The sequence below is a fragment of the Mesorhizobium sp. M0011 genome (assembly GCF_040324155.1).
In the GTDB taxonomy this organism is placed as follows: domain Bacteria; phylum Pseudomonadota; class Alphaproteobacteria; order Rhizobiales; family Rhizobiaceae; genus Mesorhizobium.
Window position 1 is genome coordinate 13,366 of record NZ_JAMYVQ010000006.1, and the last position, 21,569, is coordinate 34,934.

General features: G+C 62.5%; 20 protein-coding genes. 7 read left to right on the forward strand and 13 right to left on the reverse strand.

What is annotated here, in order from left to right:
* Window positions 1-28 precede the first annotated feature (28 nt).
* The 8 genes from NKK51_RS08650 to NKK51_RS08685 form a co-directional block, all read right to left on the reverse strand.
* Window positions 29-634, reverse strand: a complete 606-nt coding sequence (locus NKK51_RS08650) for a hypothetical protein (protein WP_127291379.1) — start codon at window positions 632-634, stop codon at window positions 29-31.
* Between the two features lie 225 nt (window positions 635-859).
* Entirely contained in the window at window positions 860-1,510 is a 651-nt protein-coding gene (locus tag NKK51_RS08655) for a YiaD family glycine zipper/OmpA-like lipoprotein (RefSeq protein ID WP_013531371.1), read from the reverse strand.
* 177 nt (window positions 1,511-1,687) lie between these two features.
* Window positions 1,688-2,056 (reverse strand): GFA family protein, encoded by a 369-nt coding sequence (locus NKK51_RS08660; RefSeq protein ID WP_023812121.1) that lies wholly within the window; start codon window positions 2,054-2,056, stop codon window positions 1,688-1,690.
* A 158-nt stretch (window positions 2,057-2,214) separates the two neighbouring features.
* On the reverse strand, window positions 2,215-2,592 hold the full coding sequence (locus tag NKK51_RS08665; protein WP_352552297.1) for a hypothetical protein: 378 nt from the start codon (window positions 2,590-2,592) through the stop codon (window positions 2,215-2,217).
* 286 nt (window positions 2,593-2,878) lie between these two features.
* A complete protein-coding gene (locus NKK51_RS08670) occupies window positions 2,879-3,298 on the reverse strand; it encodes a GFA family protein (protein WP_352552299.1) in 420 nt (139 codons plus the stop codon).
* A 78-nt stretch (window positions 3,299-3,376) separates the two neighbouring features.
* Window positions 3,377-4,508 (reverse strand): peptide chain release factor 2 gene (prfB, locus tag NKK51_RS08675; RefSeq protein WP_352552301.1). Its coding sequence is split into 2 segments (ribosomal slippage): window positions 3,377-4,441 and window positions 4,443-4,508, totalling 1,131 coding nucleotides; the frame shifts between segments, so codons are not numbered across the junction.
* A gap of 118 nt (window positions 4,509-4,626) precedes the next feature.
* Window positions 4,627-7,083, reverse strand: coding sequence for a penicillin-binding protein 1A (locus tag NKK51_RS08680; protein ID WP_352439937.1), 2,457 nt, complete (start codon window positions 7,081-7,083; stop codon window positions 4,627-4,629).
* A gap of 213 nt (window positions 7,084-7,296) precedes the next feature.
* Window positions 7,297-8,559, reverse strand: coding sequence for an N-acetylmuramoyl-L-alanine amidase (locus NKK51_RS08685; protein ID WP_352552303.1), 1,263 nt, complete (start codon window positions 8,557-8,559; stop codon window positions 7,297-7,299).
* 653 nt (window positions 8,560-9,212) lie between these two features.
* Between NKK51_RS08685 and NKK51_RS08690 the strand changes: the two genes are divergently transcribed.
* Window positions 9,213-12,143 carry a ribonuclease E/G gene (locus NKK51_RS08690; protein WP_352552305.1) on the forward strand — a complete coding sequence of 977 codons (2,931 nt, stop codon included), beginning with the start codon at window positions 9,213-9,215 and terminating at the stop codon, window positions 12,141-12,143.
* Window positions 12,144-12,314: 171 nt separating this feature from the next.
* Here NKK51_RS08690 and NKK51_RS08695 read toward each other — a convergent pair whose 3' ends face one another.
* On the reverse strand, window positions 12,315-13,244 hold the full coding sequence (locus tag NKK51_RS08695; protein WP_352552307.1) for a glutaminase: 930 nt from the start codon (window positions 13,242-13,244) through the stop codon (window positions 12,315-12,317).
* A 4-nt stretch (window positions 13,245-13,248) separates the two neighbouring features.
* Window positions 13,249-14,397 (reverse strand): pyridoxal phosphate-dependent aminotransferase, encoded by a 1,149-nt coding sequence (locus NKK51_RS08700; RefSeq protein WP_352552309.1) that lies wholly within the window; start codon window positions 14,395-14,397, stop codon window positions 13,249-13,251.
* Between the two features lie 145 nt (window positions 14,398-14,542).
* Between NKK51_RS08700 and NKK51_RS08705 the strand changes: the two genes are divergently transcribed.
* From NKK51_RS08705 to aat, 6 genes are all read left to right on the forward strand, one after another.
* Complete coding sequence (locus NKK51_RS08705) at window positions 14,543-15,937, forward strand: M48 family metalloprotease (RefSeq protein WP_352552310.1); 1,395 nt, start codon at window positions 14,543-14,545, stop codon at window positions 15,935-15,937.
* Window positions 15,938-15,998: 61 nt separating this feature from the next.
* On the forward strand, window positions 15,999-16,802 hold the full coding sequence (locus NKK51_RS08710) for a DsbA family protein (protein ID WP_128304043.1): 804 nt from the start codon (window positions 15,999-16,001) through the stop codon (window positions 16,800-16,802).
* A gap of 147 nt (window positions 16,803-16,949) precedes the next feature.
* A complete protein-coding gene (gene aroQ / locus NKK51_RS08715) occupies window positions 16,950-17,384 on the forward strand; it encodes a type II 3-dehydroquinate dehydratase (RefSeq protein ID WP_013531359.1) in 435 nt (144 codons plus the stop codon).
* A 26-nt stretch (window positions 17,385-17,410) separates the two neighbouring features.
* Window positions 17,411-17,869 (forward strand): acetyl-CoA carboxylase biotin carboxyl carrier protein, encoded by a 459-nt coding sequence (gene accB / locus NKK51_RS08720; RefSeq protein WP_023812132.1) that lies wholly within the window; start codon window positions 17,411-17,413, stop codon window positions 17,867-17,869.
* A 10-nt stretch (window positions 17,870-17,879) separates the two neighbouring features.
* Entirely contained in the window at window positions 17,880-19,223 is a 1,344-nt protein-coding gene (accC, locus tag NKK51_RS08725; protein WP_352552312.1) for an acetyl-CoA carboxylase biotin carboxylase subunit, read from the forward strand.
* A 12-nt stretch (window positions 19,224-19,235) separates the two neighbouring features.
* On the forward strand, window positions 19,236-19,853 hold the full coding sequence (gene aat / locus NKK51_RS08730; protein ID WP_023812134.1) for a leucyl/phenylalanyl-tRNA--protein transferase: 618 nt from the start codon (window positions 19,236-19,238) through the stop codon (window positions 19,851-19,853).
* A gap of 27 nt (window positions 19,854-19,880) precedes the next feature.
* Here aat and NKK51_RS08735 read toward each other — a convergent pair whose 3' ends face one another.
* The 3 genes from NKK51_RS08735 to NKK51_RS08745 form a co-directional block, all read right to left on the reverse strand.
* The gene (locus tag NKK51_RS08735; RefSeq protein ID WP_352552314.1) at window positions 19,881-20,267 is read right to left on the reverse strand and encodes a hypothetical protein; all 387 of its coding nucleotides are present in this window, start codon (window positions 20,265-20,267) and stop codon (window positions 19,881-19,883) included.
* 75 nt (window positions 20,268-20,342) lie between these two features.
* Window positions 20,343-20,936 (reverse strand): DUF2155 domain-containing protein, encoded by a 594-nt coding sequence (locus NKK51_RS08740; RefSeq protein WP_023812136.1) that lies wholly within the window; start codon window positions 20,934-20,936, stop codon window positions 20,343-20,345.
* A 123-nt stretch (window positions 20,937-21,059) separates the two neighbouring features.
* Window positions 21,060-21,458 carry an NADH:ubiquinone oxidoreductase subunit NDUFA12 gene (locus NKK51_RS08745; protein ID WP_013531353.1) on the reverse strand — a complete coding sequence of 133 codons (399 nt, stop codon included), beginning with the start codon at window positions 21,456-21,458 and terminating at the stop codon, window positions 21,060-21,062.
* Window positions 21,459-21,569 lie beyond the last annotated feature (111 nt).

Sequence of the window (21,569 nt, forward strand, 5' to 3'; positions counted from 1 at the left end):
CGGCAAAGGTTCCTGCCTGACTCGCCCGTTACATCGGCCCAGGCATCATCTTGGTCGGTTTTTCCAGCATCGGAAACTCGGCCTTGTTGCATTTCACGTTCGGATTCGTCGGACTGAACATGCCGTTCGGATTGTCCCCGAGCCAGGCATGCAGGTCGTAGTGGACGAACTCCTTCGGGATGAGAGGGTAGTGCCCCTCCATAGGCCCCATGAAGGTCTGGCCAAACAGCTTCGGGGGTTCCTTGATGTCCGGCGTCAGAGGCACCAGCCATTCCACGCCCACCAGCCGCAAGCCCTTCTTGGTCGGTTCATAGATCAGCACATTGGGGTGCATCGGGTCGAGCTTCTGGCCGACACTCGGGACATTGACGAAGTGGATACCCATGGCGCCCTTCGGGTAGTCCATCGCACCCGCTATCTTTTCTCCGCTGTAGTAGACGCAGCCGACCGTCGACAGATAGAGGTCGCGGACGGCGACGGTGTAATCCTCATATTTGGCGAGCGATTTTTTCAAGGCTTCGATGTCGGCCTTGTTGGCGTCCTCGGCCCGAGCCGAAGCAACGTTCAGCCACGCGCCCACCAAACCTGTCAAAACGAGGACGCCGCAGCGCCCAAGGCTGGCTGTTCTTGTCATGCATTCCTCCCAGATTTCTGATCTGGCCGTGCAAGACCGAGGCGGAAAAATGCTGATTGCGCGGCCAGTGACACCGCCTCATCCCCTCAGGAACAGCGATGATGCTATTCCTTTCCATAGCTCCGGGAAAGCTATATTTTAGCAATAGCTAATTCAACAACGCCAATATCCGCGCAAACAAAAACGGCCCCCATGGGAGCCGTTTCGCTTGATTTGCCGAACGGATCAGGTGAGCGGCGACAGCTGGATTTCGACGCGGCGGTTCTGGGCGCGGCCTTCGGCCGTGGCATTGGATGCGACCGGGCGTGTCTTGCCGAAGCCGGTGACTGCGAAGCGCCGCTGATCCACGCCCTGACCGGACAGATAGTTCGCGACCGCCAAAGCACGACGCTGCGACAGATCGAAATTGTGCTGGTCGCCACCGGTCGAATCGGTGTGGCCGAACACGTCGACCGTGGTCTGCTTGAACTTCTTCAGCACCAGCGCGACAGAGTTCAGGACCTGGTAGAAGCCGGGCTTCACCGCATCCTGATCCGAGTTGAAGGTGATGTCGGACGGCATGTTGAGAATGATCTGGTCGCCGCTGCGGGTGACGCTGACACCGGTGCCCTCGAGCTGCCGGCGCAGTTCGGCCTCGTTCTGGTCCATGGTGGCGCCGATGGCGCCGCCGGCCAGCGCGCCGATGCCGGCGCCGATCAGTGCGTTGCGGCGGTCATTGCCGCCGGCAAGCAGGCCAAGGCTGGCACCCGCCAGGGCGCCAAGGCCGGCGCCGGCCGCCGTGTTGGAAATCTTCTGGTCGCCCGTATACGGATCAGTGGTGGTGCAGGCGCTCACGAGCACAGCCGTCGCCACGACGACGAGCACAGTCTTTTTCATAGGATGGTCCCTCTCCAAGTCACGCCTTGCGGTCGGCGCCAAATCAGCCCTTCCCGCGACTTGTACCACGAATTGCGGCGAAAAGCGGAACGGCAAAAGCGCCGCTCACGGCTTTTCCCAAGGGACCAATACGCGGTTGTGGCACCGTATCGCCGTGCCGGAATGGTCTGGATCAGGCTACCAGAGGTTCTTGCCGTCTATGACAACCACTTCGACCTTGTCGAGATCGAAATCATCGAACAGCCGCGCATTGACGCTGATCTTGGGATTGTCGAAATCCGGCTCGCCGGTCGACCAGTCCGGCGTTTCGGTAAACGTGCCGCAGCCGCAGGTGGCGCAAAAACCGTGCTTTACGGTTTTCGATCCCCAGCGGTAGAAAGAGACGTTCTCCATCGGGCTGGTGAGCTTGAATTGCGAAGGCACGTAGTAGGCCCAGAGCGAGCCGCGCTTCGAGCAGAAAGAACAAGTGCATTGCGTCACCGTCTGCGGTGCCTGCGAAACCTCGAATGTCGTCGCCTTGCAATGACAGCTTGCCTTGATGGTCATCAACGAACTCCTCCTGTCGCCCGCCACCCTGTGCGGCAAAGGCACCATAAAGAGGTGCTCCTGACAACTGTCTGTCAGCAGGCATCACCCGAACCGCGCAAACCCGGCCTGCGGCCCCGGTCACACGCGACCGCGGACGGCCGACCGTCGTCCTGTCGTCAATAGGAGCGCGGCGGCACGAACAGGCAGATCGTCTTGCCGGCGTCGAGACCGGCCTGATGCGCACACCAGTGGAACTCGCCGTCCGGGCTGTCCTTGACGCGCTTGTCGCTCATCGGAACGACCTCACCCGTGCCGGCAATGACATAGCCCTCGGGTTTCTCCAGCACTTCGCCGGTATGGGTCGTGCGACAATCATAGTTGGCGCAGCATGCGAACGGATAACTCCAGCCCTGTGGCTTTGCCGCCGTGGGGGTGGCGTCATGCGCGAAGGCAGGTGTCGTCAGCATTGCCATCGCGCCGATCGCGAACAGGGAAAACAAAAGTCGGCCAGCCGGTTGAACGGCATTGGCCGATCTGAGTGTGGCAGCAGACATGACGCGTTCCTTTCAAACGAGCTCAAGCGTTTAGCTTGCCCGTTCCCGGAACGTATCTTCCCAGTGGCCGGATCGTCGGGTCGCAGATATGCCGCGTCCGGCCATAAATGCTTTTTCTCTCCCAGCCCTTGGATGCTGGGCTGATTCCTTGGTCGGCGCAAGACGATGCATTCCCGACATCGTTCTATGGACGTCAGGTATCCGCTACCGCCGACGAGATGAGGCCAAGGTCAATTCCCGGCAAACGGGCGTCGGATAAACGGAATAGGCCCGCTGTGGTTCCAGCCTACTGCTGGTCAGAGCCGGCAATCACGTGCTCTTGATACTGCGGCAGGTCATCGGTGATGGTGAACCAGCCCGCCTTCGAACCGACGAAGATGTGCGCGGTCGGGCGGATGGATGGGTCGTCGACGAGGGTTCCCATGGCGACATGGACATAGGCCCCGTCGCGCACGAGCGAATAAAGCAAGGAGCCGCACCGGCCACAATGCGCGTTATGGCCGCTTTCGTCGCCGAAGATCAGGAGCTTGTCCTCGCCTTCGGTGAGGACAAGCTTTTCACGCTCGATACCGGCGAAAGGCTTGAAGGCCGAACCGGTGGTGCGCCGGCAGTTCGAACAATGGCAATTCGCGGCATAGATGAATTCGTCAGCGACCTCGTAGTGAACCGCACCGCAGAAGCACTTTCCGGTGAGCTTGCTCGGCAACCCACTCCTCCGTCGCTGTGGTGCGCAGGGGTATATTCAGATTGAGGTCAGCTAACCTCACCTGAACATGGACATATCCTAATCCAGGTCTGCTACGGCTTCGCCCGCGCCGCCCTCGATGCGCTGCGACAACGAGGCTTCCATGAAATCGTCGAGGTCGCCATCGAGCACGCTCGACGGGCTGGTGCTCTCGACGCCGGTGCGGAGATCCTTCACCAACTGGTAGGGCTGCAGCACATAGGAGCGGATCTGGTGACCCCAGCCTATATCGCTTTTCGACGCTTCGGTGGCGTTTGCAACCGCCTCGCGCTTTTTCAGCTCTTCCTCGTAAAGGCGCGAGCGCAGCATCTCCCAGGCCTTGGCCTTGTTCTTGTGCTGCGAACGTTCGGCCTGGCAGGCAACCGCGATGCCGGTGGCCAGATGCGTGATGCGCACCGCCGAATCGGTGGTGTTGACGTGCTGGCCGCCCGAGCCGGACGAGCGATAAGTGTCGATGCGGACATCGGATTCGGAGACGTCGATCTCGATCGTGTCGTCGATGACCGGATAGACCCAGACGCTGGCGAAGGACGTATGCCGGCGCGCATTGCTGTCATAGGGCGAGATACGCACCAGGCGATGAACGCCCGATTCCGTCTTCATCCAGCCATAGGCATTGTGGCCTTTGATCATCAACGTCGCGGACTTGATGCCGGCCTCTTCGCCGTCATGCATTTCCAGCACTTCGACCTTGAAGCGACGGCGCTCGGCCCAGCGCGTGTACATGCGCAGCAGCATCGAGGCCCAGTCCTGGCTTTCGGTACCGCCGGCGCCGGCATGGATTTCGAGATAGGTGTCGTTGGAGTCTGCTTCACCCGACAGCAGCGTCTCGACCTGGCGGGCCTTCGCTTCGCCTTGCATCGAGCGGATCGCGGCTTCCGCCTCGGCGATCACCCCCTCGTCGCCCTCTTCCTCGCCGAGCTCGATCAGGCCGATATTGTCTTCCAGCGCCTGCGTCAGACCTTTCACCGAGGCGATGCCCTCTTCGAGGCCCTGGCGCTCGCGCATCAGCTTCTGCGCTTCCAGCGGCTCGTTCCAGAGGCTGGCGTCCTCGGCGCGCAGATTGAGGTATTCAAGCCGCTTTATGGCCTGATCCCAGTCAAAGATGCCTCCTCAGCAGGGTTATCGCCTGCCTGATCTCGTCGACAATATTCTGCGTTTCCGCGCGCATGGCTGGCTGTTCTGTCCTGTTTGCTGAAGTCGGTTGGCGCGATACATAGGCAGGCCGCCGCCGGCTGTAAAGCAAAATGGGCTGGCGCCAAGGCCAGCCCATCCGCTCATGAAAATCATCAGTAGAGGCCGCCGCCGCCGGACTGAATGGCCTGGTTGGCCTGCGGCGACAACGCGCCCCCCGTGGCATTGGAGCCGTCGGCGCCCATGCCGATCACCCAATAGCTGTCGGCGGGACCGGTACCCGGCTTGAAGGCTTCGATGATGGTGCCGGGATCACCCGATGCGGCACGCATGCCGGTCTTGCGGTTGATGGCGACAAGATTCATGCCTTCGGGCACCTTGAAGTCGACATTGGGCGTGCCGTCCAGCGCCACCCGCATGAAGTCCTTGAAGATCGGCGCCGCGAGACCACCACCGGTGGCGCCATGGCCGAGGCCGCGCGGCGTGTCGTAGCCCATGTAGAGGCCGACGACGAGGTTGGGCGTGTAGCCGATGAACCAGGCGTCCTTTTCGTCGTTGGTCGTTCCGGTCTTGCCGGCGATGTGACGGCCGAGTTCATTGATGGTGGCGCCGGTGCCGCGTTGCACGACACCTTCCATCATCGAGGTGATCTGGTAGGCCGTCATCGGATCGAGCACCTGCTCGGAATTGTCGACCAGTTCCGGCTCCGGCTGGTTTTGCCATTCAGGCGCATTGCAGCCCTGGCAGCCACGTTCGTCCTGCTTGAACACCGTCTTGCCGTAGCGGTCCTGGATGCGGTCGATGAGCGATGGTTTGATCGATTTTCCGCCGTTGGCCATGATCGAATAGGCCGACACCATGCGCATCACGGTGGTTTCGCCGGACCCCAGCGCCATCGGCAGGTAGGGCGCCAGATGGTCGTAGACACCAAAGCGTTCGGCATATTCGACGACCAGCTTCATGCCCATGTCATTGGCAAGCCGCACCGTCATCAGGTTGCGCGACTTCTCGATGCCGGAGCGTAGGGTCGCCGGACCGGCGACGGTGCCGTCATAGTTCTTCGGCGTCCAGCTCGTGTTGCCGCTCTGGATCGTGATCGGCCCGTCCATGATCACCGAGGCCGGCGTATAGCCATTGTCGAGGGCGGCCGAATAGACGATCGGCTTGAACGAGGAGCCCGGCTGGCGCATGGCTTGCGTGGCGCGGTTGAATTCGGACTGCGCGTAGGAGAAGCCGCCGACCATGGCCAGCACGCGGCCGGTGTGCGGGTCCATGGCGATCAGGCCGCCTTCCACTTCGGGCACCTGGCGCAGGCTGTAGGCGCCATCGGCACCATCGTTTTTCTGCACGAAGATGACGTCGCCCGGCTTCAGCACCTCCGCCGGCGACTTGGCCTTGACGGTCTTGCCGGCAACCACATGGCGCATGGCAAAACCCATGTCCTCCTTGCTGATGGTGCCTTCGACGCGCTCCTTGACGATCTCGCCCGACGCCTGCCGTGCCGGCTGCAGGCCGATCGACAGCCCGGTCGCCGAACTGTCGAGCACGACGGCGAGCGACCATTCGGGGACATCCTCCAGCCCCTTGACGGCGCCAAGCGGCACGCCCCAGTCGCCCGAGGCGTCGATCGATGTCACGGGCCCGCGATAGCCGCGCAGCGTGTCGTATTTCATCAACCCGTTCTGCATCGATTTGCGGGCAATGAGCTGGATCTTCGGATCGAGCGTGGTGCGGACGGAGAGGCCGCCTTCGTAGAGCGCATTCTCGCCGTAGCGGGCGATGATCTGGCGGCGCACCTCTTCGGTGAAATACTCGCCGGCGAACAGATAGGTGCCGCTGCGCCGCGGCGTCACGCCCAGAGGCTCGGCCTTGGCCTTGCTGCCTTCCTCACGCGTGACGTAGCCGTTCTCGACCATCTGGTCGATGACCCAGTTTCGGCGCTCGATCGCGCGATCGGCATGCTTGAAAGGGTGGTAGTTGTTCGGCCCCTTGGGCAGCGAGGCCAGGTAGGCGGCCTCGGCCACGGACAGTTCGTTGACCGACTTGTCGAAATAGGTCAGGGCCGCGCCGGCGACGCCATAGGCGCCGAAGCCGAAGAAGATTTCGTTGAGGTAGAGCTCGAGGATGCGATCCTTGGGATAGGCCTGCTCGATGCGGAAGGCGAGGATCATCTCCTTGATCTTGCGCTCGTAGGTCTGGTCCGAGGACAACAGGAAGTTCTTCGCCACCTGCTGGGTGATCGTCGAGGCACCGACCTGACGCCGGCCCGAGCCGAGATTCTGCAGGTTGACGATGATGGCGCGGCCGAGGCCGGTCACATCGATGCCCGGGTGGTTGTAGAAATTCTTGTCTTCGGCCGACAGGAAGGCCGCCTTGACGCGGTCCGGTATGGCCTGGATCGGCAAATACAGGCGCCGTTCGCGCGCATATTCGGCCATCAGCGCGCCATCCGACGCATGGATGCGGGTGGTCACCGGCGGTTCGTATTTGGCCAGCACCTCGTAATCGGGCAGATCCTTCGACAAATGGCCGATATAGATGGCAACGCCCGCCGCGACCAGAAGGGCCAGCGTCGTGCCGATGCCGAAAAAATAGCCAATGAGACGAATCATACCCGCTCCAGTCCTTGGTTCGGGAATTTCCTAGACGAAGCCGCCTTTCGCGCAAGCTTTCGAGCCGGTCCCAATCCGTAATCGAAAACCCTTGTCGCCGCCATGTGGACAAAATACGGCAATGCCTGATTTCGCGGTCGCGAGCCGGAAATAAAAGCACTGGGTGTTGTCGTCGCGCAACGCCGCCTCTGGTTGCAGGCGCCGCCGGTCATGTCAACCTCCGGTTCCCGGTCCGGCCTTGGCCGACGCGAACAGCGCGACGGCGTTGGTTATGCTCTGGGCCGCCTTTCCGCGCCAGTCGGCGTTGAGCAACTGCGCCTCGTCCTTGGCGTTCGAGAGATAACCGAGTTCGACCAGCACCGACGGCACGTCGGGTGCCTTGAGCACCTTGAAGCCCGCCGAACGCTGCGGATTGTTGATCAGGCCGACGCTGGTCGACAGCTGGCCGACCAGCGTGTGGGCGAAACTCATCGAGAAATTGTGCGTTTCGCGGCGGATCAGGTCGATCAGGATGTCGGTGACTTCCTTGTTGTCGTTCTTGATTTCCATGCCGGCGAACTGGTCGGAGAGGTTCTCACGGTCGGCAAGCGCCTGCGCCTCGGGATCCGAAGCCTTGTCGGAGACGGTGTAGACGGTGGCGCCGCGAATGCCCTTGACGCTGATCGTGTCGGCATGGATCGAAATAAGCAGGTCGGCCTCATGCTGACGGGCAATGCGCACGCGATCGTCCAGACGCAGGAATTCGTCTGTGTCGCGCGTCATGAACACATCATAATTGCCGACGGCTGCGAGTTTGTCCCGCAGCTCCGTGGCGAAGGCCAGCGTGACATTCTTCTCGATGGTGCCGTTCAGGCCCTCGGCACCGCCGTCGATGCCACCATGGCCGGGATCGATGACGACGGTGAACCGATGGCCTGGATTGGAGACCGGCCCGGTGCCGACCCGCCCTCCCTTGTCGGTCGAAACGGTCGATCCGGTGGTCAGCGCCTGATTGGCCAGCGCCACATCGAACTCGCGCTCGGATGCCGCCGACATGTCGATGGCAAGGCGGTAGCCGGTGCCGTCCTCGTCCTTGAGCACGTCGAGCTTGTCGACGGCGAACGGTCCCTTGCCGGTGAGGACCAGCCGCGAAACGCCCTCGCCGAGGGCGCCCAGGCGCACGCTCTTGACCAAGCCCCGCGCCTTCAAATCCTTGGCATCAACAGCGAATCTCGTATTCGCGAGATCGATGACAAGACGGTTGGGACCGCGCAGCAGGAACCATTTGATATCGGGTTCGCGATCGAAGTCCATGACGATGCGCATCTTGGTGGCATCGCCGGCCATCTTGTAACCTTTTGCCACGAGCGGAGCGTCGGCGGCATTGGCATTTGAGGACAGGGCAGATGAGACCGCCAGCAGCAGCAAGAGGGCGAAAGCGGCCAGGATCCGGCCGCCGACACGACATCCCTTGTCTGTGAAGTCCGCCAATCCCATCTCTCTTCCAGTCGCTCCCGGTTTGGCGCCCGGCGCCCGGTCATTTCGTCCATATGCCGGTTAGGCCGCGAACTCGATTAACGATTGGTATCCAGAGAAGGTTAACCAAGCCTTTTCATGCAAGGCCGCAAGCCTGGCTTACGCTACGGAACGGCTTTTTGCCGGCATCGGAAATCGGGGTTGCCTTCCATCCCGCCAAATCATAAAAGCGATGGTGGATCACTGCAATCCTGGAACCGCCCTCCTCCGCAGCTTCTTGCTACAGGGTCAGATGTAAAGGCGGCTCCTTTCGCTTCAGGCGAAAAGGGTTCAGGTGATCGCGACGAATTTCGCAGGCGTGCTCCCGTGGCGGGGGAATCGCCTGCGTGAGGAAAACGGCCGGGTTTGTTCCCGCGCCGGCTCTGTATGAGCAAACAAGCTGGTCCGGTTCATCCGGGCTTTGGTTCAAAAGGTTCTGTTGGTGACGATGGCTTCAAGCGCAATCATGGAAAGGTCCGCATCAAACCGCGCCATTATGGCTGCGGGCGGCACCGCCATGGCGCTCAAGCGGCGGCCGGCGGACGTTCAAATATCCGGCACCCACATTCCAGACACGCAGCAGCAGGCTTCGCCTCGCAAGCTGCGGCTGACGGCTGCCGGGGGGAAACGAAATAATGCCCAACAAAATGCTGATAGACGCCTCCCACCCGGAGGAAACACGCGTTGTCGTCGTACGCGGTAACCGTATTGAAGAATTCGACTTTGAATCCCAGGACAAGAAGCAGCTCAAAGGAAACATCTACCTAGCCCGCGTAACGCGCGTAGAGCCCTCCCTTCAGGCAGCCTTTGTCGAATATGGCGGCAACCGTCACGGTTTTCTCGCCTTCAGTGAAATTCACCCCGATTACTACCAGATTCCGGTCGCCGATCGTCAGGCACTGCTACGCGCGGAAGCGCAGGAGGCCGAGGACGAGGAGAACGAGGACGGCGACGGCGATGACCGTCAGAGCCGCGATCGCGGACGGCGCGGCCGCCGGCGCGGCGGAAAGCCCCGTGACCGGGGTGAGCACAAGCGCGATGCAGCCGATTCCGGCGAGGCAAACGACGCTGCCGACGAGGCAGAAGAAGGGGCCGACGCTGGTTTCGAAGAGATCTCGCACACGTCCGAGATCATCGAACATGCGGCCGATACGTCCGAACATGCCGATGCGTCCGAACATGGCGAGGATTCCGCCGAGCAGGACGAAGGCGAAACCCGCGAAGGCGGCCCGACGTCGATCGCCGCCTCGGTCGAGGCCGATGTGATTTCCGAAGCCGTTCCGCAGGCCGAACAAGGCAGCGAAGCGACCTCCGGCGACAATGATCGCGGCATGCTGGAAGAAGTGCAGTCCTCGCATCCGGACGATCACGAGGTCGAATCGGTCGGCGCCGAGGACGCGCTGGAGGAAGTGCGCAACCGCCGCAAGCCGGTGCGCCGCCAGTACAAGATCCAGGAAGTGATCAAGCGCCGGCAGATCCTCTTGGTGCAGGTCGTCAAGGAAGAGCGCGGCAACAAGGGTGCGGCACTGACCACCTACCTGTCGCTTGCCGGCCGCTATTCGGTGCTGATGCCGAACACGGCGCGTGGCGGCGGCATTTCGCGCAAGATCACCAGCGCGGTCGACCGCAAGCGCCTGAAGGAGGTCGTTGCCGATCTCGAAGTGCCGCAGGGCATGGGCGTGATCCTGCGCACCGCCGGCGAGAGCCGCACCAAGGCCGAGATCAAGCGCGATTACGAATATCTGATGCGGCTTTGGGAAAATGTCCGCAATCTCACCTTGCAGTCCACGGCCCCTGCCCTGGTCTACGAGGAAGGCAGCCTGATCAAGCGCTCGGTGCGCGACCTCTACAACAAGGATATCGACGAGATTCTTGTCTCCGGCGAGGAAGGCTATCGCGAGGCCAAGGACTTCATGCGCATGCTGATGCCGAGCCACGCCAAGGTGGTTCAGCCGTTCCGCGACACGACGCCGATCTTTGTGCGCAACGGCATCGAGGCACAGCTAGACCGCATGCTGCAGCCGCAGGTGACGCTGAAGAGCGGCGGCTACATCATCATCAACCAGACCGAGGCGCTGGTTGCCATCGATGTCAATTCGGGCCGCTCCACCAAGGAGCACTCGATCGAGGACACCGCGCTCCACACCAATCTGGAAGCGGCCGAGGAAGTCGCACGTCAGCTCAGGCTGCGCGATCTCGCCGGCCTGATCGTCATCGACTTCATCGACATGGAGGAGAACCGCAACAACCGCTCCGTCGAGAAGCGGCTGAAGGATCACCTCAAGAACGATCGTGCGCGCATCCAGGTCGGCCGCATCTCGCATTTCGGCCTGATGGAGATGTCCCGCCAGCGCATCCGCGCCAGCGTGCTGGAATCGACCATGAAGCCTTGCCCGCATTGCGGCGGCACCGGCCATGTGCGCTCCGATTCGTCGGTCGCGCTGATGGTGGTGCGGGCGATCGAGGAATTCCTGCTCAAGGATTCGCGCAGCCACATCACGGTACGGACGCCGGCGGCGACCGCACTCTACGTGCTCAACCACAAGCGCGGCACGCTGGTGGAACTCGAAAGCCGCTTCGGGCTGACGATCACCGTCGAGGCCGACGATTCGGTCGGTGCGCAGCACTATGCGATCTTCCGCGGCGCGCTGGCTGAAAAGCCGGAAGGCTTTGTCGAGGCGCGCAGCTTCCCGGCCTATGTCGAGCCGGAAGAGCCCGAGGACGAGATTGTCGTCGTCGAGGAAGACGACGAGGCGCCGGTGCAGGCCGAACAGCCACGCCAGCAGCCGCAGCAACAACCCCGACCTGCTGCCGCCGGTGGCGAGGAAGGCGAAGGCCGCGACCGCAAGCGCCGCAAGCGCCGGCGTCGGCGCGGCGGCAAGGATCGCGATCGCGAACATGGCGCCCCGGCGGACGGTGCTTCCGTTTCGGCTCCGGCCGGAGAGTTCTCGGACCCAGACTCGGCCGCCAGCGATGGCGACACAGAAACGGACGACAACGCCCCTGTTGGTGTTGCCGAAACGTCCGAGACAGTTGAGGCTTCAGACGAAGGCCAGGGCAAAAAGCGCCGGCGCGGCAAGCGCGGCGGCAAGCGCAACCGCCGCGAAGACGGTGAAGGCGAGGCTGAGGCAAGCGCTGGCGACGCGGCCGACGCGTCCGAAGTCGAAGTCTCCGCAATCGAGGCCAGCGAGCCGGTGATAGCCGCACCGGCCGAAGAGCCGGTGGCGCTTGCTCCGGCCAATGACGACGCGCCGAGCACGGAGAAGCCGAAGAAGCCACGTCGTGCCGCCAAGCCGAAGAAGGCCGCGGCCGAAATCGTCGCCGAAGAGCCGGCTGCCGAGGCGGAAGCACCGGTCGAGACGCCGGCCACGGCGTCCGACGAAGCAGCGGCTGTGGAGAAGGCACCGAAGGCCCGCCCGTCGCGGCGCAAGCCGGCGGCGGTGAATGCGCCGGTCGAGCCCGTGGTGTCTTCGACCGTAGCGGAAGAACCCGCGGCCAAGGCTGAGGACAAGACCGAGGACAAGCCGAAACGCGGCGGATGGTGGCAGCGGAAGGGCTTTTTCTAAGCCTTTCGGCCACCTGAGCTAGTTCTCTGACAAAAAAATCCCGCGCCGTCTCGAAGACGGTGCGGGATTTTCTTATCTGGCGTTATGCCGGATCGCGAAAGGCTAAAACGCTTCTTTGATTCCAAGCATGTCGTTGTCCCAAAACCGCTGCGCACTTTTGGGCGACATGCATCACGGCGCGAAGATCGACCAGTTCATCATCCTGGCCAGCTTTTCCAGCGCGATCGACCCCAGCTTGGAGTTGCCGTTGGCATTGAGGCCCGGCGACCAGACGGCAAGCGACGCCACGCCCGGCACGATGCCCAATATGCCGCCGCCGACGCCGCTCTTGCCGGGAATGCCGACGCGGAAGGCGAAATCGCCGGAGCCGTCATAGTGGCCGCAGGTCAGCATCATGGCGCCGATGCGGCGCGCCCGCTCGGCCGACACCACGGAATGCCCGGTCGCAGGGTTCTTGCCGCCATTGGCGAGGAAGCGGCCGGCGAGCGCCAGTTGCCGGCAACTCATGGCGATGGCGCAGTGGTGGAAGTAGACGCCCAGCGCCAGTTCCGGCGCATGGTGGAGATTGCCGAAGGATTTCATGTAGTTGGCGAGCGCGAAGTTGCGATAGCCGGTGGCCCGTTCGGATGCTGCGACCTCGCGGTCGATGATGATGGTCTCGTCGTCGGCCAGGAACTGGATGAAGCGCAGGATCTCGCCGATCGCTTCGCGCGGCTGGTGGCCGGCAAGCAGGATATCGGAAATGACGATGGCGCCGGCATTGATGAACGGGTTGCGCGGAATGCCGTTCTCATGCTCGAGCTGCACGATCGAGTTGAATGGATTGCCTGACGGTTCGCGCCCGACCCGCTGCCACAGCGCGTCGCCGACATTGCCGAGCGCCAGTGTCAGGGTGAACACTTTCGAGATGCTCTGGATGGAAAAGGCCTGGTCGGCATCGCCGGCCATCAGCACGCGGCCGTCATTGGTGACCGCTGCGATGCCGAATTTCTTCGGATCGACCTTGCCCAGCTGCGGAATGTAGGAAGCGACGTCACCGCGATCGGTGCGATCGGCCATTTCGGCTGCGACTTCGGCCAATGCCTGTTCAAGTTCCGGCATGTTGCTACCTCAACCAGCGTTCCATGCGCGTTATTGCCTCGACCATGTCGTCGTGGCTGCCGGCGTAGGAGAAACGCATGGTCCGATGCCCAGCCTGAGTGTCGAAGTCGCGGCCGGGCGTTGCCGCCACATGCGCCTCGGCCAGCATCTTTCGCGCGAAGGCCATGCTGTCATCGGTATGCCTGGTGACATCACAGAAGGCATAAAAGGCGCCGTCCATGGGCGCCGCCAGCGGAAAGCCGAGTTCCGGCAGGCGTTTCATCAAGAGCTCGCGATTCCAGGCATAGCGACCCTTGACCGCTTCCAGTTCCTCGGTCGCCCTGAACGCCTCGATCGCGGCGATCTGCGACAGCTCCGGCGGCGAGATGTAGAGGCTCTGGGCGACGCGCTCGACGGGCCGCACCAGGTCTTGCGGCAGCACCATCCAGCCGATGCGCCAGCCGGTCATGCAGTAATATTTGGAGAAGGAGTTGATCACCGTCACATCGCCGCCATAGGCAAGCGCCGTGGTGTCGGGGGCGGCATAGGCCAGCCGGTGATAGATTTCGTCGGAGATGACGGCGATGCCGAGCTCTTGTGCCGTCCTCACCAGAACCGCCAGTTCATCGGCCGGTATGACCGCGCCGGTTGGATTGGCGGGGCTGGCGAAGAGAACGCCTTTCAGCGGCTTTTCACGATGCGCGGTCTCGAGATGGCCGGCATGCAGGTAGGCGGCGTCGCCGAGCTCGATCTCGACCACGTCGATGCCGAGTGCGGCCATGATGTTGCGATAGGCCGGGTAGCCGGGTGCCGCGATGGCGACGCGGTCACCCGGATCGAACATCGCCAGGAAGGCAAGGTTGAAGGCGGCCGACGATCCAGTGGTTACCGCGATCCGGCCGGGCTCGATATCAAGCCCGTAATGATCGGCGTAGTGTCCGGCGATCGCCTTGCGCAAGCCTGCCAGTCCCAGCGCGTCGGTGTAGCCGATGCGTCCATCCTGCAGCGCCTTGGCGGCTGCGGCGCGAACCAGAACCGGTGCGGGATCGGAGGGCTGGCCGACGGCCATCGAAACAACCGGCACGCCCTGGGACTTCAGCCGGTTTGCCTCTGCCAGAATGTCCATCGCATGGAAGGGCTCGACATTGCCACGACGTGAGAGCGAAACGACCATTTAACCAGTATTCCCGATGACTGACGGCGCCAGGCACTGGCGCATGTGCCGCACAAATGCCCGATTGATGTGAGGATCACAAGTTGAGGAAGTTTCCGGCGCCGACTTTTCATCTTTCGCCCGCTCGTCTACCAGTGGAGCCATCATGTTGAGCCGACCCAGATCGACGATTGCCCAGGCAGCGCGCGTCTTCGCGACGCTTTCGCTTGGCGTTGCCGTTGCAATGGCGAGCTCGGTCAGTGCCTTCGCCCAGAACGTGCCGGTGGTGCGCGACGCCGAGATAGAGGCGCTGGTGCGCGATTACGCGCGGCCGATCTTCAGGGCGGCCGGCCTGGCGAATGACGGCATCGACATCGTTCTGGTCAACGACCAGAGTTTCAACGCGTTCGTCACCGGGCGCCGGCTGTTCATCAACACCGGCGCGCTGATGACGGCTGAAACGCCCAACGAGATCATCGGCGTCATCGCGCACGAAGCCGGCCATATCGCCGGCGGCCACCAGCAGAAGCTGCGCGACCAGCTCGAACGAGCCAAGACGATGGCCGTCATCGCGACATTGCTTGGCGCCGGCGCCATTGTCGCCGGTGCCACAACCAGCAGCCGCGGTCTCGCCGGCGCTGGCATGGGCGTGGCCGCTGGCGGCGGCGAGATGGCACAGCGCAGCATCCTCGCCTACCAGCGCACCGAGGAGATGACGGCCGACCGCTCGGCGATCACTTATCTCAACGCCACCGGCCAGTCCGGCATGGGCATGCTGAAGACATTCCGCCGCTTCCAGACCGCACTGTCGCTTTCGGGCGCCCAGGTCGATCCGTATCGGATCAGCCATCCGATGCCGCAGGACCGCATCGCCAATCTCGAAGTGCTGGTGAAACAGGACCCCAATGTCGACAGGCCGGACCCGCCCGCGCTGCAGCAGCGCCATGACATGATGCGGGTGAAGATCGCCGTCTACATGGAAGGCCAGGCGGCCGCGTCGCGGCTGATGCGAAAGATGCAAGGAACCCTCGCCGCGCAGTACGGCGACGCCCAATCTACCTACCTGTTCGGCAACATCGCCGCCGCTCTCGCCAAGACCAATGCATTGATCAAAGCGCAGCCGAAGAATGCCTACTTCCAGGAACTGCGCGGCGACATCCTGATGAAAGCAAACAAACCCAAGGAAGCTGCGGACGCTTACGCCAAGGCGGTCAGCCTCGATTCGGCTCGGTCCGGTCTGCTGCCGGTGTCCGTGGGTCAGGCGCTGATGGCCGCCGGCACGCCCGACTCCCTCAAAAAAGCCGTCGTGCAGATCAACAATGGCCTCGGTCGCGACAAGGAAAATTCAGCCGGATATCGCTATCTGGCACAGGCCTATGGCGAGCTGGGTGACATACCTGGCGCGGAACTTGCCACCGCCGAAAGCCATTTCTATTCCGGCAACTACAAGGATGCGAAGATTTTCGCCATGCGGGCGCAACAGCAGATGAAACGCGGCGAGCCGCGCTGGCTTCGCGCCCAGGATATCATAAACTACAGGCCGTCAACCAAGATCAAGTGAACCTTCCGGTCGCGCGCCACGACATAGCCAGACCGGAAAACAGGTAGAAGGAACAGGAACGATGAAAAAGGCACTGCTGCTGGGCACCACGGGGGTTGCGGTCGCCCTGGCCATGCTGGCTTTCGGATTCGTTGCCGGAAACCCGCAGATCGCCAAGGCCGGTACCGCGCAGCCGGTCGAGACGGCGGCGGCCGATACCAAGATCGACCGCACCGAGGTCGAAGGCATCATCCGCGACTATTTGCTGAAAAACCCGGAAGTCCTCCTGGAGGTCCAGGATGCGCTTGAGGCCAAGCAGAAGGAAGAGCAGCGCATCGCTCATCTCGGCGTGATCAAGGATGCCAAGGACCAGATCTTCAACTCCGCCTTCGACGGCGTCGTCGGCAATCCCAACGGCAAGGTCACCATCGTCGAGTTCTACGACTACAATTGCGGCTTCTGCAAACGCGCCATCGACGACATGCAGGCGCTGACCAAGACCGATCCGGACCTGCGTTTCGTGCTCAAGGAATTCCCCATCCTCGGACCGGATTCGCAGAAGGCGAGCGTGGTCTCGATGGCCTTCCACCTGATGCACCCGGAAAAGTACGGCGAGTTCCACAATGCGTTGCTCGGCGGCCAGGGGCGCGCCACCGAGGCGGCGGCCATGAAGGTCGCGCTATCGCTCGGTGCCGACGAAGCGGCGCTGCGCGAGAAGATGAAGGACCCGACAATCAACGAGGCCCTCGCCAAGACCTACGATCTTGCCAACAAGCTGGCGATCACCGGAACGCCGTCCTATGTCGTCGGCAACGAGGTGGTGTTCGGGGCGCTCGGGCAGGAAGTGCTGGCAGAAAAGATCGAGGCGGCGAAAGCCGCGCTCTGATCTTGCTCGCCAGCTATTTCTCACGGGCACATTTCCGCCTGTTGTGGACAGTGAAAGAACGCACTTGCGCTCTTTCCGCGGGCGGCTATGCCCATTATAGAGGGCCCAGCGCGCCGGCTTGATGACGGCGCCGGGAAAGGTCGGCTTTTGAAAACGGTTTTCGTCCTGAACGGTCCCAATCTCAACGCGCTCGGCAAGCGCGAGCCGGGCATCTATGGCGGCAAGACGCTTGCAGCGATCGCCGACGACTGCAAGCAGGCAGGCACGGCGCTGGGGTTCGAGATCGATTTCCGCCAGTCGAACCATGAGGGCGACCTTGTCGACTGGATTCAGGAAGCCGGCGACAAGGCTGTCGGCATCGTCATCAATCCGGGCGCCTACAGCCACACCTCGATTGCCATCCACGACGCCATCCGCGCCGTCGCACCGTTGCCGGTGGCCGAAGTTCATCTTTCCAACATCCATGCGCGGGAACCATTCCGCCACGTCTCCATGGTCGCGCCGGTCGCCGTCGGCATGATCTGTGGCTTTGGGCCGCTCGGCTATACGCTGGCGCTACAGGCGCTGGCCGCACGCCTATGACCGGCCAACAAACAGAAGGCTCGAAAATGTCGATAAAGAAGACCGGTGTTGACCAGCAACTGATCCGCGATCTGGCGGGCATACTGAACGACACCAACCTCACCGAGATCGAGGTTGAACTGGGCGACCTGAAGGTGCGGGTCTCGCGGCAGGCGCCAGCTGTTCATGCAATCGCAGCGCCGCAGCAGGCCTATGCGCCGGCAGCAGCGCAAGCTGCCTCCGTAGCTCTGCCCGTTGTGGCAGATATTTCCAAGAACGCAGTCACCTCGCCGATGGTCGGCACAGCCTACCTGGCGCCGTCGCCGGACGCCAAGGCATTCATCGAAGTCGGCCAGAAGGTCAAGGAAGGCCAGACGCTGCTGATCATCGAAGCAATGAAGACGATGAACCAGATCCCCTCGCCACGCGCCGGCACGGTGACCGCGATCCTTTTCGAGGATTCGCAGCCGGTCGAATATGGCATGCCGCTCGTCGTGATCGAGTAGAGCGGGCCTGATGTTTCAGAAGATCCTCATCGCCAATCGCGGCGAAATCGCCCTCCGGGTGCTGCGCGCCTGCAAGGAACTCGGCATCCAGACGGTGGTGGTGCATTCGACCGCCGATGCCGACGCCATGCATGTGCGGCTCGCGGACGAGAGCGTCTGCATCGGTCCGCCGCCATCGCGCGACAGCTATCTCAACATCCATCAGATCGTTGCGGCCTGCGAAATCACCGGCGCCGACGCCGTGCATCCGGGCTACGGCTTCCTGTCGGAGAACGCCAAATTCGCCGACATACTGGCCGCGCACAACATCACCTTCATCGGTCCGTCCGGCGACCATATCCGCATCATGGGCGACAAGATCGAGGCCAAGCGAACCGCCAAGCGCCTCGGTATTCCGGTTGTGCCCGGTTCGGACGGCGCCGTCACCGATCAGAAGGAAGCCAGGCGCATTGCCGCCGAGATCGGCTATCCCGTGATCATCAAGGCATCGGCCGGCGGTGGCGGACGTGGCATGAAGGTCGCCCTCACCGAGGCTGACCTGGAGGTCGCCCTGCAGACGGCGAGCACAGAAGCCGGTGCCGCCTTCGGCGACGATGCCGTTTATATCGAAAAATACCTGGAAAAGCCGCGCCATATCGAAGTCCAGGTGTTTGGTGACGGCTTTGGCCGCGGCGTGCATTTCGGCGAGCGCGACTGTTCCTTGCAGCGCCGCCACCAGAAGGTCTGGGAAGAAGCGTCCTCGCCGGCCCTCAATGCCGAAGAGCGCGCCCGCATCGGCGGCATCTGCGCCAAGGCCATCGCCGACCTCGGCTATTCCGGCGCCGGCACCATCGAATTCCTCTACGAGAATGGCGAGTTCTATTTCATCGAGATGAACACGCGCCTGCAGGTCGAGCATCCGGTGACGGAAGCGATCACCGGCATCGATCTCGTGCATGAGCAGATCCGCGTCGCCTCCGGCGGCGGCCTCTCGGTGAAGCAGGAGGACATCAAGTTCAACGGCCACGCCATCGAATGCCGCATCAACGCCGAGGACCCGCGCACCTTCACCCCCTCGCCGGGCACGATCACCCATTTCCACACACCGGGCGGCTTGGGCATCCGTGTCGATTCCGGCGTCTATTCCGGCTACAAGATCCCGCCCTACTATGACAGCCTGATCGGCAAGCTGATCGTGCATGGGCGTAATCGCGTCGAGTGCATGATGCGCCTGCGCCGCGCCCTGGACGAGTTCGTCGTCGACGGCATCAAGACGACGTTGCCGCTGTTTCGCGATCTCGTCGGCAATGCCGACATCGCCAATGGCGATTATGACATCCACTGGCTGGAAAAATACCTGGCCAAGGAAGAGTAGCGCGGAGACGCGATGACCCGCCCCTACGCGCCCGGCTATCGCATCCCCACCGACCTGCTGCTCAAGGCCTACGCCTCGGGCGTCTTCCCAATGGCAGAAAGTGCCGGCGACCCGGAGGTGTTCTGGGTGCGGCCGGAGACGCGCGGCATCATTCCGCTCGATGGTTTTCACGCGCCGAAGAGCCTGAGGAAAACGATCAAGAAGAACCCCTTCGACATCCGTTTCGATTTCGATTTCGAAGCGACCATCGACGGCTGCGCCGAAAAGCGCGTGGAACGGCGCTCGACCTGGATCAATGCGCCGATCCGCGAAGCCTATGTCGAGTTGCATCGGATAGGCCATTGTCATTCGGTCGAGGCGTGGCGCGAGGACCGGCTGGTCGGTGGCCTCTATGGCGTGTCGCTCGGCCGGGTGTTTTTTGGCGAGAGCATGTTCGCCAGGGAGACGGACGCTTCCAAGACCTGCCTTTTCTATCTCGTGGAGCGCTTGAAGGCACGCGGCTTCGCGCTGCTCGATACGCAGTTCACCACCGAGCACCTCAAGCGCTTCGGCGCCGTCGACGTGCCGCGCGGCAAATATGAAAAGATGCTAGCCGACGCGCTGAAGGGCGAGGCCGTATTCTATCCCTGACGCCAATTCTATCCCTGAAGATTGAGCCTACTTCCCAGTGGCGGCTTCCAACGGCGTCTGCGAATGGAACATCATTTTCCAGCCGTTGACGCGATGGACATAGCCGGTGCTGACCAGCGCGGCGTAAGGTTCGCCGTTCTCGCGTGTCGCATGTGCCTCGTAGGTCAGCATGATGATGTCGCTGCCCGGCTCGATAATACCCTTGAGGTCGATTTTCAGGTCGCGCCAGCGGTTGGGCTTGGTCGCGGTCTTGGCGAGATCGGCATTGTCCATCGCCTGTGCCATCTGCGGAAACGCCACCAGGCATTCGGTGTCGGCATTGGCCGTATAGTAGGCCGCGTCGCCCGTCCAGAATCCCTTTTCGAGTTCCAGCAACTCTGCCTTGCCGGCCGTGATCCGCTTGCTGTCTGACATCGGAAGATCCTCCCTGCGCATAAATGCGCGCTCATCCGTGCTCCAACGTATGGTGGCAAGGACGGTTCCGGAGGATCAGTTGGTGTCGGTCGTATCGGGGTCCGAAGCGTCCGGCTCCGTCACGCCAGGCTCTGTCACGTCCGGAGCGGTCGCGGCTTTCGGTTTGGCCGCGGCGGGCTTGGGCGCCTCGGCTTTGGTCGAGTCTGCCTTGGCGCCATCGGGCGCCGGCACATCCGACTTCTGCTTGCAGGCCTTCAGCCAGACGTCGTAGACGGCATGCTCGACGGCATTGAGGCCGGGGCTTTCGGCAAACATCCAGCCGGTGAAGATGCGGCGGATCTTGCGGTCCAGCGTGATCTCGTCGACCTCGACGAAGGAATCTGTCTTCGGTTCTTCGGTCTGTGGCCGCGAATAGCAGACGCGCGGCGTCACCTGCAAAGCACCGAACTGCACCGTCTCGTCGATATAGACATCGAAGGTGATGATGCGGCCGGTGATCTTGTCGATACCGGCAAACTCGGCAACGGCGTTGGTAACCCGGTCCGATCCCGGGGCTGGCGCCGGCGCGGGGGCGGCGGGGGTCGGCGAAGCGGCAAACGCCGCGGTGCTGACGGCAAGACCGGCGGCTAGCGTCAGACCGCCCATCGATGTCAGGTTGAAAAAGCTCATGCAAGGATACCGGTGGTTCGCGCCCGGGTGATTCTGTCGATCGCCAAGGCTAGTCGCCGTTTTCTGATCAGCAAGCAGCTAAACACCAATTGTGGCGATAAAGCACTGGCCTGCACCCTACCATTACGACCCGGGCGTCCAGGCGTCGTAGTCGCCGGTGACCTGCGGACGATGCTGATTGGTCAGCACCGAGCCCTTCGGGCGATAGGCCGCCGGGCTGCCGGTCAGATTGGGCTGATGCGGCTTTTGCCAGTCGCGCGGCTTGTAGTCCTCGCTGGACGGCGCGACGTCGACGCGGTGGTGCATCCAGCCGTGCCAGCCGGGCGGTATCGCCGAAGCTTCCGAATAATTGCGGTAGATGACCCAGCGGCGCGTGCGGCCTTCCGAATCGATGCCGCCTTCGTAGTAGAAATTGCCGGTTTCGTCCTGGCCGACCTTCTTGCCGTACCGCCAGGTGTGCAGGCGCGTTCCAATCGTCTGGCTGTTCCACCAGGTGAAAAACTGCGTAAGGAAAGTCTTCATTTCAAAACCCTCGCGCCGGCAGCGCCCGTTTTCCTGCTTATGGCGTCAGGCCTTGCCGAAGGCAAGGCTTTTGCCACGGCGTGCGCGCAAATGGCTTGCCGGAAACCCGAC